This window comes from Mesorhizobium newzealandense, assembly GCF_042682145.1.
Lineage (GTDB): Bacteria > Pseudomonadota > Alphaproteobacteria > Rhizobiales > Rhizobiaceae > Mesorhizobium > Mesorhizobium newzealandense.
Genome location: NZ_JBHUGZ010000017.1, coordinates 1 through 16,544 on the forward strand (window position 1 = coordinate 1; position 16,544 = coordinate 16,544).

The following is a 16,544-nucleotide window of genomic DNA, read 5'->3' on the forward strand; positions in this document are numbered from 1 at the left end:
TTGCCCGGCAAGAGCGGGCTGGAGCTGTGCCGCGACCTTCGCGCCCAGTATTCGACGCCGATCATCATGCTGACCGCAGTCACCGAGACCACCGACCGCGTCGTCGGCCTGGAGATGGGCGCCGACGATTATGTGCCCAAACCGTTCGACCCGCGCGAACTGCTGGCGCGTATCCGCGCCGTGCTGCGGCGCAACGGCGCCGCCGAACCCAAGCGCGCCACCACCAAGCAGATCTACCGTTTCGCCGGCTGGACGATGGACTGTTCGCGGCGCCGGCTGATCGCGCCCGACGATGTCAGGGTCGAGCTGACCATGGCGGAATTCAACCTGCTGCAGACCTTCGTCAAGAGCGCGCAGCGTGTGCTGACCCGCGACCAGCTCATCGAACTATCCGGCGGCGACAGCGACTACTCCTTCGACCGCAGCATCGATATCCTGGTCAGCCGGTTGCGGCGCAAGATGGAAGACGACCCGAAAACGCCCAAGCTGATCCTGACAGTGCGCAGCGGCGGCTACCAGTTCCTGCCCGAGACGACCTCCGAATGAGACGTTTCCTGCCGCAGACCCTGCCTGTCTGGGTGCTGCTGATCGTCATTGCCGGCCTGCTGATCAGCCAGGTCGCGACCCTCTACATCGTGTCGCGCGACCGTGCCGCCGCCAACGACGTCGTCGACCTCTATCGTCTCAACGACCGTGCCTTCTCGCTGGTGCAGCTCATGCATGACGCCAGTCCGGAGCAACGCAAGGCGACGGCGACCGGTCTGTTCAATGCCACCTACGCGCTCACCGTCACGGACACGCCGGCGGTCACCTCGTCGATTGCCGGCGACGACGAACTGGCGGAGCTCGAAGACATCCTCGTCGGCCGGCTGTCGAAATTCGGCATCACCGATGCGCGCGTGCGGCGCGATCCGGCGACGCGCGAGGCCGACGATGCCACCGGCATGGCGCCGGGACCCGATATCGGCCAGGTCGAGCGCGACCTCCTGGTGCTGGCCGCCGACTTCGCCCAGAGCGACAAGCTGACGGCGTCGCTGCGCTTCGCCGACGGCCAGTGGCTGAACTTCACCGAGCCGATCACGCCCGTCGGCCCGATTCTGAGCTTCGACAGCCTGCCGCTCTATTCGCTGATCGCAGCCCTGGTTGTGATCATGTCGATCTGGTCACTGCGCCGGCTGACGGCGCCCTACCGGATGATGGAAACCGCCGTGAACCGGATCGGCAAGGATCTGAAGAGCCCGCCGATCGCCGAGAGCGGTAGCCGCGAAGTGCGTGCCGCCGCCAAGGCGATCAATGCCATGCAGACCAGGTTGCGCGAATATGTCGAGGACCGTGAACATCTTGCGGCAGCGCTGGCGCATGATCTGCGCACGCCGATGACACGGATGCGCCTGCGCCTGGAGCTCTTGCGCAAGTCGGCGGTTCGCGAGGCGCTGGCGCACGATCTCGCCGATGTCGAGAGCATCGCCAGCTCGGTGATCGACTTCGCCACCTTTGAGGTAACCGAGGAAAAGAGCGAACGCATCGACTTCTGGTCGCTCGTGGAGTCAATCGCCGACAGCTATGACGAGGTCTCGTTCGACGACGACACCCGCTCGCGTGGCCTGATCTGCATGGCGCGGCCGGTCGCGCTCAGGCGCTGCGTCACCAATTTGATGCAGAACGCGATCACCTACGGCAAGAAGGCGCATCTCTCCCTGCGCCGGTCGGAAAACATGATCCTGCTCACCATCCGCGACGAGGGGCCAGGCATACCGCAAGCGCAGATCGACGCCGTGTTCGGCTCTTTCGTGCGCCTCGAACAGTCCCGAAACCGCCAGACCGGCGGTCTCGGCCTCGGCCTGACCATCGCCCGCAACATCGCCCGTGCCGCCGGCGGCGAGGTCCGCCTGTCCAACAACCCGGGCGGTGGCCTGCTGACCGAACTGCGCCTGCCGCTGGCGGCCTGACGCCGCTCGCCTCCCAGGCGGAGCTTTATCGCCGCAGCACCGCGCTCAGCACGTCGCGGATGCCGATGGCGCCGACAAAGCGCGACTGATCGTCGAACAGCGCCACCGGTGCGGTCTGCGAACGGTGCATGGCCAGCATCACGGTTTTCAGTGAGGTGCCGGGATTGGCCCAGAACACCTGCGCCACCTCCTCCGGCTGGCCCTCGACATCGGCGCACGACACCCACACCGCCGGTTTGCCGTCGCGTTCGGCTGCCGCCACCAGCCCGTGCTCGTCGATCTTGAAGCGCGTCGTCTTGCGCCGGTCGAGCCATACCCAGCCATTGTCGCCGTGCTCCAGGTCGCGACGGTCGCGCATGACGTTCCAGGCGGTCAGCACCGACAGCGGGTTCACATTGGCGATGAAATCGCGGACATAGTCGTTGGCCGGCCGCAGCACGATGTCCTCCGGCGCGCCGGTCTGCACGATGCGGCCGCCTTCCATGATGGTGATATGGGTGCCGATCTTGAGCGCCTCCTCGAGGTCATGGCTGACGAAGATGATGGTCTTCTTCAATTCGGCCTGCAGCTGTAGCAATTCGTCCTGCAGCTTGGTGCGGATCAGCGGGTCGAGCGCCGAGAACGGCTCGTCCATCAACAGGATCGGCGCCTCGGTGGCAAAGGCGCGGGCTAGGCCGACGCGCTGCTGCATGCCGCCCGAAAGCTCATGCGCGTATTTCTTCGACCACTGGTCGAGATTGACCAGCTTGAGCTGGCGTTGCACGCGCTCCTTGCGCTCGGCGTCCGGCACGCCGGCAAGCTCGAGGCCGAGGCCGACATTCTCCTCCACCGTGCGCCACGGCAGCAGGCCGAATTGCTGAAACACCATGGCGACCTGCTTCTGCCGCAGCCTTCTCAGCGTCGCCTCATCGCAGGTGACGACGTCGACCGTGCCGTCGCCGTCCTTGACCAGTACCTGGCCGCGCGAAACGACGTTCAGCCGGTTGACGGCCCTGAGCAGCGTCGATTTGCCGGAGCCGGACAGGCCCATCAGCACGGAAATCTCGCCCTCATGCACGGTCAGGCTGGCGCCGGCACAGCCCAGCACATTGCCGGTCTTTTCGAGGATCTCGGCGCGGGTGGCGCCGGCGTCGACCATCGCCAGGGCGCCGGCCTGATCCTGACCGAACATGATGTCGACATTCCTGAAGTCAACGGCGACGGTCATTTCTTGCCTCCCACGCCGATGCGCGTCATCCGGTCTAGCACGATGGCGAGCACGACGATGGCGAGGCCAGCTTCGAGCCCGAGGTCGATCTTGCGCGAACCCAGCGCCCGGTTGATTTCGGTGCCGAGGCCGCCGGCGCCGATCAGTGCGGCAAACACCACCATCGACAGCGACAGCATGATCGATTGTGTCAAGCCCGCCATGATGGTCGGTAGTGCCGAGGGCAGCTCCACCTTCCAGAGCAACTGGCTCTTGGTGGCGCCGAACGCCTCGCCTGCCTCGACGATCGACTTCGGCACCGAAACGACGCCGAGATGCGTGAGACGAACCGAGGTCGGGATGACGAAGATGATGGTGACGATGAGGCCGGGCGCATTGCCGAGGCCGAACAGCGTCAGCACCGGGATCAGGTAAACGAAGGTCGGCAGCGTCTGCATCAGGTCGAGCACCGGCAGCATGATGCGGTAGACCTTCGGCTTGTGCGCGGCCCAGATACCGAGTGGCACACCGATGGCCATCGAGGCGGCGGCTGCGGCAACCACCAGCACCAGCGTCTCCACCGTCTGCTTCCAGAGGTTCTGGTTGAGGATGAACAGCAACCCGAGAAAGACGGCCACCGCCAGGCCTCGCGATCGCTGCAGATAATAGGCAAGCAGCGCAATCAGCGCGATGAGAAGGACGGGCGGTACCAGCAGCAGCGTGTCGACCACTCCGTCGAGCAGGAAATTCAGGCCGCCGGAGAGGCCGCGGAAGAACGTGTTGAAATTGTCGGTGAGGAAGGTGAAGAACGCTTTGCCCCACTCGCCTATGGGGATCTTATAACTGACAAAGAATTTTGAAATCGGATCCATCTTGCCCCTCTTTGGCAGTCGCCGTCCTTGCCGGACGGTCATCTTGTCACAGGATATGAAAAAGGGCAGCCCTTTCTACAGTGACTGCCCTTCTTGATCGGTCACGCCGAACGCAAGGCCGGCTCAGCTTCCGAGCGCAGTCTTCACGGCTGCAGCCGCGTCGCCGCCATCGAAAGTGGTCACGCCGGCAATCCACGGAGCAACCGCGTCCGGATGCTTCTTCAGCCAGTCGGTCGCGGCCGTGTTGGCGTCGGCGCCCTTGAGGATCGCGTCCATCATCTCGCCTTCCATGTCGAGATTGAACTTCAGGTTGGCGATGAACTTGCCGGCATTCGGGCACTCGGTGGTGTAGCCCTTGCGCACATTGGTATGCACGGTGGCGGCGCCAAAGCCGCTGTCGCCCATGCCGTCGAGATAGGTGATCTTCATGGCACCCATCACCGGATGCGGCGTCCAGCCGAGGAAGGCGATCCACTCATTGTTCTTGATCGACTGCTCGGCCTGGGTGAGCATGCCGGCCTCCGAGGATTCGACGAGCTCGAACCCTTCGAGATTGTCCTTCGGATTCTTGATCATGTCGAGGATGATGCGGTTGCCGTCATTGCCGGCCTCGATGCCGTAGATCTTGCCGTCGAACTTGTCCTTGAACTTGCCGAGGTCGGTCAGCGTCTTGACGCCGGCGTCCGCCACATAGGTCGGCACGACGATGCCGTAACCGGCGCCACTGAGGTTTTCGCTGATCGTCTCGACCGAACCGTCGGCAGTGTAGTCCTTGATGTCGTTGGTCATCGACGGCATCCAGTTGCCGAGGAACACGTCGAGATCCTTGTTCTTCAGCGACGCCATGGTCACCGGCACCGACAGCTGGATCGTCTGCGGCTCGTAGCCGAGCGCGGTCAGCAGCACCGAAGCAACGCCGGTCGTCGCCTGGATATCGGTCCAGCCGACATCGGAGAGGCGCACCGCCTTGCAGCTTGCCGGATCACCGGCGAAGGCAGCGCTCGTGGACATGAAAGCCGCCAGGCCGAGGCCGGCGACAAAGGAATTCATACGCGACATAGATATTCTCCCATTGCGATTCTTTGGCGAAGCGAAGTTACGGTTTCTCTGCCCGCCTTGTTTCGTCAACCAAACACCATTCTGGTGTGGTTTCAAGCATCAAGGCAATCACGATCAACGGCGCGGGCTGGCCAATCAGCGACACGCTTCCTGCTTTTGCACTTCGCGGCCGTCGTTTTTTGGGGGCGGGCGTCGTTTCTTGGGGGAATGCGGCCCGCGCCCCCTCCCCGCGCGGCAGCAAGTCGGCTTAAAAGGGCGGCATGGCCAAACTGTATTTCCACTATGCGACGATGAACGCCGGCAAGACGACGATGCTCTTGCAGGCGTCGTACAATTACCACGAGCGCGGCATGCGCACGATGCTGTTCGTTGCCGGCCATTACCGAAAGGGCGACAGCGGCCTGATCTCGTCGCGCATCGGCCTGGAGGCGGAAGCCGAGATGTTCCGCGACGGCGACGATCTGTTCGCCCGCGTCGCCGATCACCATGAGCATACGACCGTGCATTGCGTCTTCGTCGACGAGGCGCAGTTCCTCGAGGAGGAGCAGATCTGGCAACTCGCCCGCATCGCCGACCGACTGAACATCCCGGTCATGTGCTACGGCCTGCGCACCGATTTCCAGGGCAAGCTGTTTTCCGGCTCGCGCGCGCTGCTGGCCATCGCCGACGACCTGCGCGAGGTGCGCACCATCTGCCGTTGCGGCCGCAAGGCGACGATGGTGGTGCGGCTCGGCCCCGACGGCAAGGTGGCACGTCAGGGCGAGCAGGTGGCGATCGGCAAGGATGTCTATGTCTCGCTCTGCCGCCGCCACTGGGAGGAAGAGATGGGCCGGGCGGCGCCCGACGATTTCATCGGCTTCACCCAGGCCTGACGGGCCAGCGGCCCAAAGCATGTCGCCCAAAAATGCGCGCAGCGGTTTTGGGACAATGATAGGCATAAAACAAAGGCCCGGCCCGGTGCGGCCGATCTGGCATCCCTCCCCATCCCGCCGCGATGCAGCGTTTGTTAAGGCCTCGGTCCTATAAGACCGCCAGCCAGAGCTCTCCGGGTCAGCCATGTTTCGAGCCGCTTCGTCCGCCAGCATTCTTCTCCTTGCCACCTCGCTTGCCGCTCATGCCGGCGGTGACCCGGCGCTGGGCAAGCATGTCTTCAACCGGTGCATCGCCTGCCATGAAGCGGCCACCGACCGCGACAAGGTCGGCCCGCATCTGCTGGGCGTCGTCGGCCGCACCGCTGGCAGCGCCGAGAGCTTCCTTGGCCACTATTCGGAAGGCATGAAAAGCGCCGGTGCTGCCGGCCTGGTCTGGGACGAAGCCAACCTCGCCGAATATCTCAAGGCACCCCGCCTCAAGGTGCCCGGCAACAAGATGATGTTCGCCGGCCTGACCAATGACGAGGACATCGCCAATGTCATCGCCTATCTGAAAGCCGATCCCAAGCCGTGAGCAATCGCCGCTGCGTTGCATGACGACGCCGGCTTCGCCGGATATGTTGTGCCGGCAACTGGTTCAGTTCCATGTCGAATTCCAGGCCATCCGCGCCAGCGGAGATTGACTGCTTTGCCGGCACAGAAGTTCAATGACAGTTGAACTACGCTTGACCTGCAAGCTAATCACGCCATGACCCCGCCTTCACTATCTTTCAAGACCATGGCGGATTCTTTTGTTTTCGGGCCGGGTCTTGTCTTGCGTCTTTCAATCCCCGGATGCCCCACATATATTCGCCGCTGTTCGCGACCAGCGACGTGATGCCGAAGCGGGAGGCCCCAATGGCGACATTGCAGAATTTCGATGCCGAAATTGCCAAGACCAAGCAGGTCGTGCAGGACATGCGCACCAAGATCGAGCAGTCCGGCACCGTGCTTGATACGCTCGCCACCGCCGACAAGAAGATCGGCGACGCCAATTTCGACATCGAGAACGCCCGTATCGAGGACGTGCTGAAGCAGCAGAAGGTGATGGAGGGCAACATCGCCGACCTGATCATCGGGCTGGAGGACGCCACCAACGTCTTTGGCGCCGAGTTCGAGAGCATGAAGAACTACACCGGTTGGGAAAATTTCATCGGTGTCTTCTCCAGCCAGAGCAAGCAGCGCATGCGCACCGACCGCGTCCGCAACATGTCGCTGGCTGGCAATCTGCAGGAATTGCTGGCCAAATCCGACACCATTGTCGGCATACTGAAGGCGCAGAAAGAGGTCCTCGACCAGCGCTACAAGACGTCCGAGGCCAGCCTGTCGCAGGTCATCGAGCGCCGCAAGACCACCATGTCCAACCTCGAGGCCGTGCAGAAGCGCATCGAGGAGCTCAACCCGATGCTGCTCGACATCGAAAACAAGATCGCCGCATCCACCAGCCAGAAGGACCGCACGCAGCTCGAAGGTGAGCGCTCCAAGCTGGCCACCGAATACAATGAAAAGCAGGCCAAGGAGCAGGAGCTGCTGGCCGAGAGCCAGACGCTGGAGCGCTACACCTCGATGTTCCAGACCTTCGTCGATTCGCTCAACAACCAGATCGCCGCGCAGTCGACGCTGATCAACAAGCTGACCATCGATACCGAACAGCGCATCGTACTCTACAAGGCGCTGGAAGATTCGCTGAAGACCGCCGCCCAGCAGGACGTCGCTCACAAGATCAACACGCTGGGCAGCCAGGTCGACAACACCGCCGAGGAAACCATGGCCGGCATCGGCGCTGCTTCGCAGAAGCACATCGGCGATCTGCTCGAAATGCACGAGAAGAACATGGTCGCCAGCGCCGACATCCAGCGCCGCAAGAAGCTGGCCGACGATGCCTTTGCCCGCCGCTTCGACGAGGTGCTGAAGAAGCACAACGCGGCAAACTACGTGCAGTCTTAGGGGTGACAGGACTGCCCGCGAGCGCACAGGCATGACCCCCGAAAACGAAGCGGCCGCACGGTATTTCTCCGCCATCACGGCCGCACTCAGCGGCCTTGAAGTGTTCATGCGCGACGATCGCTCGCCGCTCTACCGGCATGGCATCGTCGCCAAGATCGTCGCCGAATACATCGCCCGGCTCGACAAGTCCTTTTCCTGCTGGCGCAACCGGCTGGGCTTCATGGACACGTTCCGCATTTCGCGCGCCGAAAGCGGCTTTCCGGTCTTCCAGAACCTGCTCGAACTGGAAAACGACCGCCGCCAGGCCGACGCGCGGCTTGCCAACATTCCGCTGGCCGGCGAATTGCGCGAGGAAATGGCTGACTTCATCCTGCGCCACAAGGAATTCCCCGAGGCGCTCCAGAAGTCGATGGCCGAGCGGCTCTATCTCGAGGACGTGAAAAGCGAGAACACGTTCGGCCCATTCACGCTGGCGCAGACGGCCAAGGTCTCGGTCAATCCAAAGACGGCGCGACCCTACTACCTCGTCCACTGGGCCAGCTTCGACGGCAGCGCCAACCTGCCGCTGGTCTACATGGTGACGGTGGAGGATTCTTCCGAAGCGATGGTGCGCCAGCTCGTCGACAGCAACGGCAAGCTCAATGACAAGGTCGACATTCCGCTGCCGGTCGATGGCCTACTCAATCCCGAGCTTGCCCACCGTTTCGACGATTTCACCGAGAAGAACTCCGCCTACACGCTGTCGCCGGCGACCATCGCCGTCAACCTCGACAAGGATTTCGAGCCGCTGCATCCCAAGCAGCTGCGCCGTGTCGTGCTCGGCCCCTTCTATTCGGCAGGGATTACCGACAACAATTCGACGGTGACCGAGGTGCTGGCCAAGGTGCGCAAGCCGGAAAATGCCTGGCTGCTGACCTGGACCATCCAGGAGGTCTATTCCAAGGGTGAGAGACCCGGCCGCAAGGGGCTGTTTTCGAGCGAGAAGACGACGCAGGAATTCTTCATCAACACCGACGACCTGGAAGCCGCGCGCCAGGGCGTGTCGAGCTACGAGAACCATGCGCTGATCCCGCACGAGGCCTACCAGGCCCTCTACGCCGCCGGCGAGGCACAGAAGATCTTTGCCGGCTACAAGGTTCACATCCTGTCCAACGGACAGGTCATCTCAGACGTCTGACCGTCACACCACGGAGCACACTTCATGGATACCGGCCTGACCACCATCCCGGAAGCGTCGATCGAGAAGCACCGCGCCACCGCGCAGAGCTTCATCACCCGCATCGTCGTGCTGGAGGATCCGGCGCGCGAATCCGGCACGGCACTGGCCGGCACCAACCGCCGCTTCGTCTCGACCGTTTCAGTCGGCTCGGTGCGGCGCACGCGTGAGGTCGAGCTGTCGAAGACTGTCGGCGCCGTCCATCCCGACGACCAGTTGCTGACCATCCCGCAGCACACGCTGTTGTTCCGCGCCCGGCGCGGCACGGCCATCGCGCTGGCCATATCGGACGTGTTTGCCGAAGGCTCGGACCTCGAAAGCCTGCAGGCCAGGAACACCCGTGCCCCGCTCGAAGGCGACGAGGCGTCCACCTTCAAGAAGCTCTTGTCGGCCTCGGCCTACATCTCGGCCTTCAGCCTCACCTCATACCTGTTCCAGCTGATCGACAGCGACGGCGAGGCGCCCAACGACATCCCCGAGCCGGACTTCCTGTTCGACACGCCGCAGGATGCGGTGAAGTCGATCCTGGCCGGCCTCGACAAGGCGATATCGGGCTCGTCCGACGACACCGACCTGATGACCAGGGCTCGCGCCTTCGCACGCGTTGCCATCGACGGACTTCTGGCGCGCAAGGGCCGCTTCGACGGCATCGGCCCGTTCGAGAACGCCCATATCCGCATCGATGCCGACGATTTCACTCTCGACGGTTTCGACGTCGCGCCCGGCAAGCGGTCGAAACCGCTGGTGATGACCTTCAAGAAACCGGAAGAGGTGGTCGGCAACCACATCGCCAAGTACCAGTCGGTCAAGCTCGCCAGGATGCTGATGGCCTACGACTTCGAGCGTGAGCTGAACCCGTTCGTCGAACTCGGCGGCTTCCTGTTCACCTTCATCGGCGACGGCGCGCCCGGCACCGGCAAGACGACGCTGATCCAGATGATCGCCGGCCTCGTCAACGGCTACTGCCAGGTCGCCGGCTATCCCTTCGCCTATGAGAATTTCGGCGTCGACCAGATCTCCTCCTACCAGGGCAAATCGGGCCAGAACTGCCGCCAGTTCATCAACAATGTGCTGAACCCGCGGATCATCGGCTTCGGCACCATCGACGACATCGACCAGGTGGCGGCGCGCCGCTCCGACGACCGCGCCTCGGCCGGCCAGCAGGAGATCACCGGCGTGTTGATGGATGCCTTCGCCGGTGCCGGCACCGTGGTGCGAGGCAACTGCTCGTTCGGCATGTTTTCCAACTATCCCGAAAATGTCGACGATGCGCTGCGCCAGCGCGCCGGCGCCCGCTGGCTGGTCGACGGGCCGCAGACGCGCGACGACTACATCGACATCTTCGTGCTGCTTGCCGGCAAGAACCACGAGATCCCGCTCGGCGACCACGAACTCTACGCCGCGCAGGAGATCCAGCGCGCCGTGACCGAAGCATATGAGGAGCATGAGAAGCCGCAGGAAGACGGCCTGATGAAGGTCTACGAGCGCTACATGAAGGAGAACGGCGCGCCGAAATCGATGGCCGATATCGGCACCTATCTGCACCTGATCAAGGATGCCGAGCCGCGCTTCACCGGCCGCGCCATCAAGAACGTCACCGACGCCATCAAGATGCGCGCCATGGACATCGAGCTTCCCGACGACTGGTTCGAGAAGCCGGAAGCCTTCATGCACAAGGGCTACGACGAGAAGAAAGCGATGATCGAGGAACTGCGCGGCCCGTTCTCGATGGACATGGTCATGCAGGAGATCAACCGCTACGCCGACAGCGAGTTCCGCTATTCCGACAAGTCCGACGACTCCGCCGTGGAAAAACTGCTGCGCGACGCCCGCCTGCGCGAACGCGCTGCGCGCGAGATGGAGGAACTGAAGAAGAAGGGGCTGTGGAATGCGTGAGCTGCGCCGGCCTTCCCTTCTCCCCTTGTGGGAGAAGGTGTCGCCGAAGGCGACGGATGAGGGGTGTTCCAGCTTGGCGCCAACAGCGCTCCGGCCAGCACCCCTCAACCGTCTCGGCGCTTCGCGCCGATCCACCTTCTCCCACATGGGGAGAAGGGAGGCTCACGCCCCTCATCCGCCCTTCGGGCACCTTCTCCCCGTGAACGGGGAGAAGGAAGGATGACCGCCAAGAAACCCGATCTTCTGCGCGACAATGAGCTGATCTATGGCCGGCTGTTGACGGTCGACGAGCCGCATCTGATCCAGCGTTACAACAAGGCGCTGGCCGCGTTCGGCTTGAAGCCGACGAAACTCAAGAGTTTTCAGATCGACCGCACCGGCTTCTCGCCCGAAGTGGCTGAGGAATGCGGCGACTATGATTATCTCGACCCCAACGAGGTCAACCGCCGCTTCATCATCCTGACGCCGTCGCAGATCGACCTGCCGGTAGTGCACACCGCCTTCTCCAACACTTCGCAGCTGATGTTCGAGTTCATGTCCAAGAACCAGCGCGCCATCGACGCGCTGACCATCAAGGACGTCATCTACGGCGAGATCGAGGATTCCGTTCCCAAGGTCAACGACATCGAGGACCTGCTGTCGATCAGCCAGGTCGAGTTCAAGGTGCTGTCGGCCGAGGACGTGCTGGGCAAGGCCGCCGAACTCGGCAAGCTCGTCGACCGGCTGAAGCAGGAGCCCGACGCCTGGCGCGACAACGCCATGCTGACCCGCATGGTGGAGCTCGCCAAGGTCTGCGGCGACATCCGCGAGAACGCGCTGGTGCCCGACCAGGTGATCTTTCGACACAATGCCTACTGGACCAGCCATTTCGGCGGTCTCTACGTGTTCGTCGATCCGGACATGACGACGGTGATCGGCGATCCGGCCGCACCCGGCTTCCGCCGCTCGCGGCCGTGGCAGGTCAGCTATCTGTCGATCAACGACGCCGACAAGGTGTTCAAGTTCCTCGCCACCACCGGCCGCATCGAGCTGCCGCGCGCCTCCTGGATCGAGGCCTCGGGCTATCTCGAACACCGCGCCGAAATGGTGGTGCGCGCGCTGATCCGCGACGCCGAGCCCGACCGCAACCTGACCGATGTCGACAAGGTCTGGCTGCAGACCTGGATCCAGAGCCATGCCGACCTGATCACCCGGGACGGCAACTTTCCCTTCCTCAACGCCGCCAAGCGCGAGATCGCCCAGCTCGGCCACCTCAAGATCGAGGATGTGTTCCCGCAGCAGCGCTTCCTGGTGATCCGCGCCAAGTCAGACCATCCCGACGCCTGGCTGACCAACCGGCTGATTTCGGATTTCGTCCCGTCGGACTTCGTCTCGCGCTACATCTTCAACAAGCAGGGCTTCTACAAGGACTATGACGGCTTCAGCGACGCCTGGCGATCGCATGTTGTGGACGTTCTCAAAACCACATATTTGAAGGACAAGGTGGCGTTTCGCACACGCCTCTACGGCCTGACTGACTAGAACGAAATGAACCGTCATTTCGTTCTAACTTGTTGTTTTGGCGCATGATGTTATCCAAAAAGTCTGCAACTTTTTGGCATCATGCTTTGAGGGGGTGACATCGCCATGCTCGATCCGATCGTGAACTTCTTCACCCGGATTTTCCAGTGGATCGGCCGTGGCATCGGCCTCTTGATCGGCGTCATCCTGTGGCCGTTCCTATGGGCCGGACGCTGGTACACGCAGCGCGGCTGGATCCTGAAGGCGGTGGTCGGCGTTGCCTTGCTGGTGCTGATCGGCCTCTATGCCAACTTCTTCTACGCCACCCAGTGGTGGAACAATTTCAACCCGAACTATCCCGACACCTACACTTTCGAGAAGCGCAACGTGTCCGCCGGCGAACAGGTTGCCGCCGGCGCCGGCACGGATACGGCCAAGACCTGCGGCAACTCCGGCATTGCCCAGATCGCCGCCGACCTGACCGACTTCAACGTCAACCAGAATGCCTGGATCTCGTCGATGATCCTCTACAAGCTCGGCCTGTTCGGCATCGACTGGGACCACACGCCGTGGATGGACAACAAGGCCTCGTTCCAGCGCGGCATCAACCAGGCGGTGCGGCGCACCGCGACCGAACTCGCCGACAATCTCGGCCGCGTGCGCACCACCTCGCAGATCGACAGCGATCTGCAGAATGCCCGCGGCAATCTGCAGTTCGACGAGGAGACCTGGTATTTCGGCCTGAACCCGTTCGGCCCCAAGACGCCGACGCCAAGCTATTACCGCGACGCCGTGCGCATGCTGCGTTCCTTCAACGCCCGCCTCGCCACCTGTCAGGCGACCTTCGACGCCCGCGCCGACAATCTGAAGCAGTATATCGACCGCATCTCATCCGACATCGGCTCGACCTCGGCGATCCTCAAGGAGCGCGCCGAGAACCACAACAATGGCTGGTTCGACTTCCGCGCCGACGACCGTTTCTGGTTCGCCTATGGCCAGCTCTACGGCTATTACGGCCTGATGAAGGGTGCCCAGGCCGACTTCGAGGACGTCATCAAGGAAAAGCATCTGCAGAACCTGTGGGACACGATGGACTCGCAATTCGTCTCGGCGCTGCGCATCCAGCCCTTCATCATCGCCAATGGCCGCGAGGACGGCTGGATCATGCCGACGCATCTGACGACCATGGGCTTCTATGTGCTCCGGGTGCGCTCCAACATGGTCGAAATCAGCAACGTGCTGACACAGTAACGCTACTCTGCCGCTGTCATTGCGATGGCGAATTTGCGCCGTCGCCTCTGTCGCATTCCGTGCATTGTGCGGCTGTTTTGAGACGGCGGAGCGCCGCATCCTCTGGCTTCTATACGGCGCGGCAACGGAGCCAGGAAGAACCGATGACAGGTCGGCCGATCCGCAGAGGAATTTTCTTCATAGGAAACATAGTTGCATGCAAGTTGACGCCACGGCAGCGACAGGGTTAGAACATGCCCGCGCCCGGTTCCAACCTGTTTGCGAGTGAGATCAAACCCGTCCCCTCCACCGTCCAATCCAGAGGAAAGCCGTCATGGCCGAAGTGAAGTCCGACATCGAGATCGCGCGCGGCGCCAAAAAGAAGCAGATCCAGGAGATCGGCCAGAAGATCGGCATTCCGACTGAACACCTTTTGCCCTACGGCCACGACAAGGCCAAGATTTCCGCCGAGTTCATCAAGTCGGTGAAGGGCAACAAGGACGGCAGGCTGATCCTCGTCACCGCCATCAACCCAACGCCCGCAGGCGAAGGCAAGACGACGACCACGGTCGGCCTCGGCGACGGCCTGAACCGCATCGGCAAGAAGGCGATCGTCTGCATCCGCGAGGCTTCGCTCGGCCCGAATTTCGGCGTCAAGGGCGGTGCCGCCGGCGGCGGCTACGCACAGGTCGTGCCGATGGAGGACATGAACCTCCACTTCACCGGCGACTTCCACGCCATCACCACGGCGCACAACCTTCTGTCGGCACTGATCGACAACCACATCTACTGGGGCAACGAGCTCGGCATCGACACCCGCCGCGTTGTCTGGCGCCGCGTCATGGACATGAACGACCGGGCGCTGCGCGAGATGATCTGTTCGCTCGGCGGCGTCGCCAACGGCTTTCCGCGCGAGGGCGGCTTCGACATCACCGTCGCCTCGGAAGTCATGGCCATCCTGTGCCTGTCCACCGATCTGAAGGACCTTGAAAAGCGCCTCGGCGACATCATTGTCGCCTATCGCCGCGACAAGTCGGCGGTTTACGCCCGCGACCTCAAGGCCGACGGCGCCATGGCCGTGCTGCTCAAGGACGCCATGCAGCCGAACCTGGTGCAGACGCTGGAGAACAACCCGGCCTTCGTGCATGGCGGCCCGTTCGCCAACATCGCGCATGGCTGCAACTCGGTGGTCGCCACCACGACGGCACTGAAACTGGCAGACTATGTCGTCACCGAAGCCGGCTTCGGCGCAGACCTTGGCGCTGAAAAGTTCTTCGACATCAAGTGCCGCAAGGCCGGCCTGAAGCCGGCAGCGGCGGTCATCGTCGCCACCGTGCGCGCAATGAAGATGAATGGCGGCGTCAAGAAGGAAGACCTCGGCAAGGAAAACGTCGAAGCGGTGAAGAAGGGCTGCGCCAATCTTGGCCGCCATATCGAGAACATCAGGCAGTTCGGCGTGCCGGCGGTGGTCGCCATCAACCACTTCTATTCCGACACCGACGCCGAGATCCAAGCGATGAAGGACTATGTCGCCTCGATGGGCGAAGAGGCGATCCTGTGCAAGCACTGGGCCCACGGCTCGGCCGGCATCGAGGAGCTCGCCAACAAGGTGGTGGCCCTGGCCGAATCCGGTGCCTCGCAATTCGCGCCGCTCTATCCCGACGCCATGCCGCTGTTCGAGAAAATCAACACCATCGTCCAGCGCATCTATCGCGGCTCGGAAGCGATCGCCGACAAGTCGGTGCGCGACCAGCTGCACGCGTGGGAGCAAGCCGGCTACGGCCACCTGCCGGTCTGCATGGCCAAGACGCAGTACTCGTTCTCGACCGACCCGAACCTGCGCGGCGCGCCGACCGGCCACACCGTGCCGGTGCGCGAGGTCAGGCTGTCGGCCGGTGCGGGCTTCGTCGTCATCATCTGCGGCGAGGTCATGACCATGCCCGGCCTGCCCAAGGCGCCGTCCTCGGAGAAGATCTTCCTCAACGAGATGGGCCAGATCGAAGGCTTGTTCTGATATCTAACGTCTCGACAACAAGAAGGGCGCCGCAGCGATGCGGCGCCCTTTTTTCTTTCGGATATTTGCTATGCGGCGTTGCGCGACAGCGCCCGCTGGTTGGAGCCGAAGATCGTGTCGCGTTCCGGCAGCGCGCCAGTGTTCAGGCATTCGACCCATTCGGCGGTCTTGAGCACGGCCGCGAAGCGCGACTGCAGGATGATCGTCACCACGCGGTGAATCTCTTCGGCCGAGGCGTAGCCGGCGCTGTTGGCGTAGGGCACCGAGCCGGTCGCGTCGGACAGGAACTCGACGGCAAAGCCCATGTGCACGGCGTGGATGATGGTCGACAGGTCGCAATTGTGCGTCATGTAGCCGACCACCGTGAGCGTATCGATGGCGTTGGCGCGCAGCCAATCCTCCAGATCGGTGCCGGTGAAGGCGGAGGGCAAATTCTTTTCGACATAGTGGTCGCGGCTACGCCTGGCGATCTCGGGGTGCAGTTCGCCGCCATGGCTGCCCTTGGCGAAGATCGGCGATGTCTCCGGCGCCATCTGCTTGACGACCACCACCTTGATGCCGGCCGCCGCCGCCGCATCCATGGCGCGTGCCACATTGACGACGCTGTCGCGGAACGGCGGATGCTGGATGGCGAGATTGCCGCCGTCATAGTCGTTCTGGACGTCGACGACGATCAGCGCGCGGCGCGGCGTGGTGTTGGCTGGGTCAGACATGGTGTTTTCCTTTCCGGCTTGAATGCGATGGGGCCGAAAATACGCAGGTCG

General features: G+C 62.8%; 14 protein-coding genes. 10 read left to right on the forward strand and 4 right to left on the reverse strand.

What is annotated here, in order from left to right; all coding sequences use genetic code 11:
* Together ACFSOZ_RS24430 and ACFSOZ_RS24435 are read left to right on the forward strand one after the other, a co-directional pair.
* Positions 1-546: winged helix-turn-helix domain-containing protein (locus tag ACFSOZ_RS24430; protein ID WP_379102045.1), on the forward strand; the 546-nt coding region annotated here is incomplete at its 5' end.
* Positions 543-1,949, forward strand: coding sequence for an ATP-binding protein (locus tag ACFSOZ_RS24435; protein ID WP_379102047.1), 1,407 nt, complete (start codon positions 543-545; stop codon positions 1,947-1,949). The genes ACFSOZ_RS24430 and ACFSOZ_RS24435, both read left to right, overlap by 4 nt.
* Positions 1,950-1,974: 25 nt before the next feature.
* Here ACFSOZ_RS24435 and choV read toward each other — a convergent pair whose 3' ends face one another.
* From choV to ACFSOZ_RS24450, 3 genes are all read right to left on the reverse strand, one after another.
* Positions 1,975-3,156: a choline ABC transporter ATP-binding protein gene (choV, locus tag ACFSOZ_RS24440; protein ID WP_379102049.1), complete on the reverse strand. Its 1,182-nt coding sequence runs from the start codon at positions 3,154-3,156 to the stop codon at positions 1,975-1,977.
* Positions 3,153-4,007 (reverse strand): choline ABC transporter permease subunit, encoded by an 855-nt coding sequence (gene choW, locus ACFSOZ_RS24445; RefSeq protein ID WP_111543714.1) that lies wholly within the window; start codon positions 4,005-4,007, stop codon positions 3,153-3,155. Before choW ends, choV begins: the two co-directional genes overlap by 4 nt.
* Before the next feature lie 123 nt (positions 4,008-4,130).
* Positions 4,131-5,066 (reverse strand): choline ABC transporter substrate-binding protein, encoded by a 936-nt coding sequence (locus ACFSOZ_RS24450; protein WP_379102051.1) that lies wholly within the window; start codon positions 5,064-5,066, stop codon positions 4,131-4,133.
* A gap of 260 nt (positions 5,067-5,326) precedes the next feature.
* Here ACFSOZ_RS24450 and ACFSOZ_RS24455 point away from each other — a divergent pair, with 260 nt between their 5' ends.
* The 8 genes from ACFSOZ_RS24455 (at position 5,327) to ACFSOZ_RS24490 (ending at position 15,780) form a co-directional block, all read left to right on the forward strand.
* Complete coding sequence (locus ACFSOZ_RS24455; RefSeq protein WP_379102052.1) at positions 5,327-5,938, forward strand: thymidine kinase; 612 nt, start codon at positions 5,327-5,329, stop codon at positions 5,936-5,938.
* 184 nt (positions 5,939-6,122) lie between these two features.
* A complete protein-coding gene (locus tag ACFSOZ_RS24460; protein WP_379102054.1) occupies positions 6,123-6,512 on the forward strand; it encodes a c-type cytochrome in 390 nt (129 codons plus the stop codon).
* Between the two features lie 323 nt (positions 6,513-6,835).
* A complete protein-coding gene (locus tag ACFSOZ_RS24465) occupies positions 6,836-7,924 on the forward strand; it encodes a hypothetical protein (RefSeq protein WP_379102057.1) in 1,089 nt (362 codons plus the stop codon).
* Between the two features lie 31 nt (positions 7,925-7,955).
* Positions 7,956-9,101 carry a hypothetical protein gene (locus ACFSOZ_RS24470; protein WP_379102059.1) on the forward strand — a complete coding sequence of 382 codons (1,146 nt, stop codon included), beginning with the start codon at positions 7,956-7,958 and terminating at the stop codon, positions 9,099-9,101.
* A gap of 24 nt (positions 9,102-9,125) precedes the next feature.
* On the forward strand, positions 9,126-11,036 hold the full coding sequence (locus tag ACFSOZ_RS24475) for an AAA family ATPase (protein WP_379102061.1): 1,911 nt from the start codon (positions 9,126-9,128) through the stop codon (positions 11,034-11,036).
* Positions 11,037-11,255: 219 nt separating this feature from the next.
* Entirely contained in the window at positions 11,256-12,557 is a 1,302-nt protein-coding gene (locus tag ACFSOZ_RS24480; RefSeq protein WP_379102063.1) for a DUF6638 family protein, read from the forward strand.
* 105 nt (positions 12,558-12,662) lie between these two features.
* Entirely contained in the window at positions 12,663-13,787 is a 1,125-nt protein-coding gene (locus ACFSOZ_RS24485; RefSeq protein ID WP_379102065.1) for a DUF2333 family protein, read from the forward strand.
* Between the two features lie 313 nt (positions 13,788-14,100).
* Positions 14,101-15,780 (forward strand): formate--tetrahydrofolate ligase, encoded by a 1,680-nt coding sequence (locus ACFSOZ_RS24490; protein ID WP_379102067.1) that lies wholly within the window; start codon positions 14,101-14,103, stop codon positions 15,778-15,780.
* A gap of 68 nt (positions 15,781-15,848) precedes the next feature.
* Here ACFSOZ_RS24490 and ACFSOZ_RS24495 read toward each other — a convergent pair whose 3' ends face one another.
* Complete coding sequence (locus ACFSOZ_RS24495; RefSeq protein ID WP_379102070.1) at positions 15,849-16,493, reverse strand: cysteine hydrolase family protein; 645 nt, start codon at positions 16,491-16,493, stop codon at positions 15,849-15,851.
* Positions 16,494-16,544 lie beyond the last annotated feature (51 nt).

Bases quoted from the DNA above. Each gene is read 5' to 3' on its own strand.
- ACFSOZ_RS24475 (WP_379102061.1), top strand. From the start codon at position 9,126: ATGGATACCGGCCTGACCACCATCCCGGAAGCGTCGATCGAGAAGCAC.
- ACFSOZ_RS24460 (WP_379102054.1), top strand. From the start codon at position 6,123: ATGTTTCGAGCCGCTTCGTCCGCCAGCATTCTTCTCCTTGCCACCTCG.
- ACFSOZ_RS24490 (WP_379102067.1), top strand. From the start codon at position 14,101: ATGGCCGAAGTGAAGTCCGACATCGAGATCGCGCGCGGCGCCAAAAAG.
- choV (WP_379102049.1), bottom strand. From the start codon at position 3,156: ATGACCGTCGCCGTTGACTTCAGGAATGTCGACATCATGTTCGGTCAG.
- ACFSOZ_RS24495 (WP_379102070.1), bottom strand. From the start codon at position 16,493: ATGTCTGACCCAGCCAACACCACGCCGCGCCGCGCGCTGATCGTCGTC.
- ACFSOZ_RS24455 (WP_379102052.1), top strand. From the start codon at position 5,327: ATGGCCAAACTGTATTTCCACTATGCGACGATGAACGCCGGCAAGACG.
- ACFSOZ_RS24485 (WP_379102065.1), top strand. From the start codon at position 12,663: ATGCTCGATCCGATCGTGAACTTCTTCACCCGGATTTTCCAGTGGATC.
- ACFSOZ_RS24450 (WP_379102051.1), bottom strand. From the start codon at position 5,066: ATGTCGCGTATGAATTCCTTTGTCGCCGGCCTCGGCCTGGCGGCTTTC.
- choW (WP_111543714.1), bottom strand. From the start codon at position 4,007: ATGGATCCGATTTCAAAATTCTTTGTCAGTTATAAGATCCCCATAGGC.
- ACFSOZ_RS24465 (WP_379102057.1), top strand. From the start codon at position 6,836: ATGGCGACATTGCAGAATTTCGATGCCGAAATTGCCAAGACCAAGCAG.
- ACFSOZ_RS24470 (WP_379102059.1), top strand. From the start codon at position 7,956: ATGACCCCCGAAAACGAAGCGGCCGCACGGTATTTCTCCGCCATCACG.
- ACFSOZ_RS24480 (WP_379102063.1), top strand. From the start codon at position 11,256: ATGACCGCCAAGAAACCCGATCTTCTGCGCGACAATGAGCTGATCTAT.
- ACFSOZ_RS24435 (WP_379102047.1), top strand. From the start codon at position 543: ATGAGACGTTTCCTGCCGCAGACCCTGCCTGTCTGGGTGCTGCTGATC.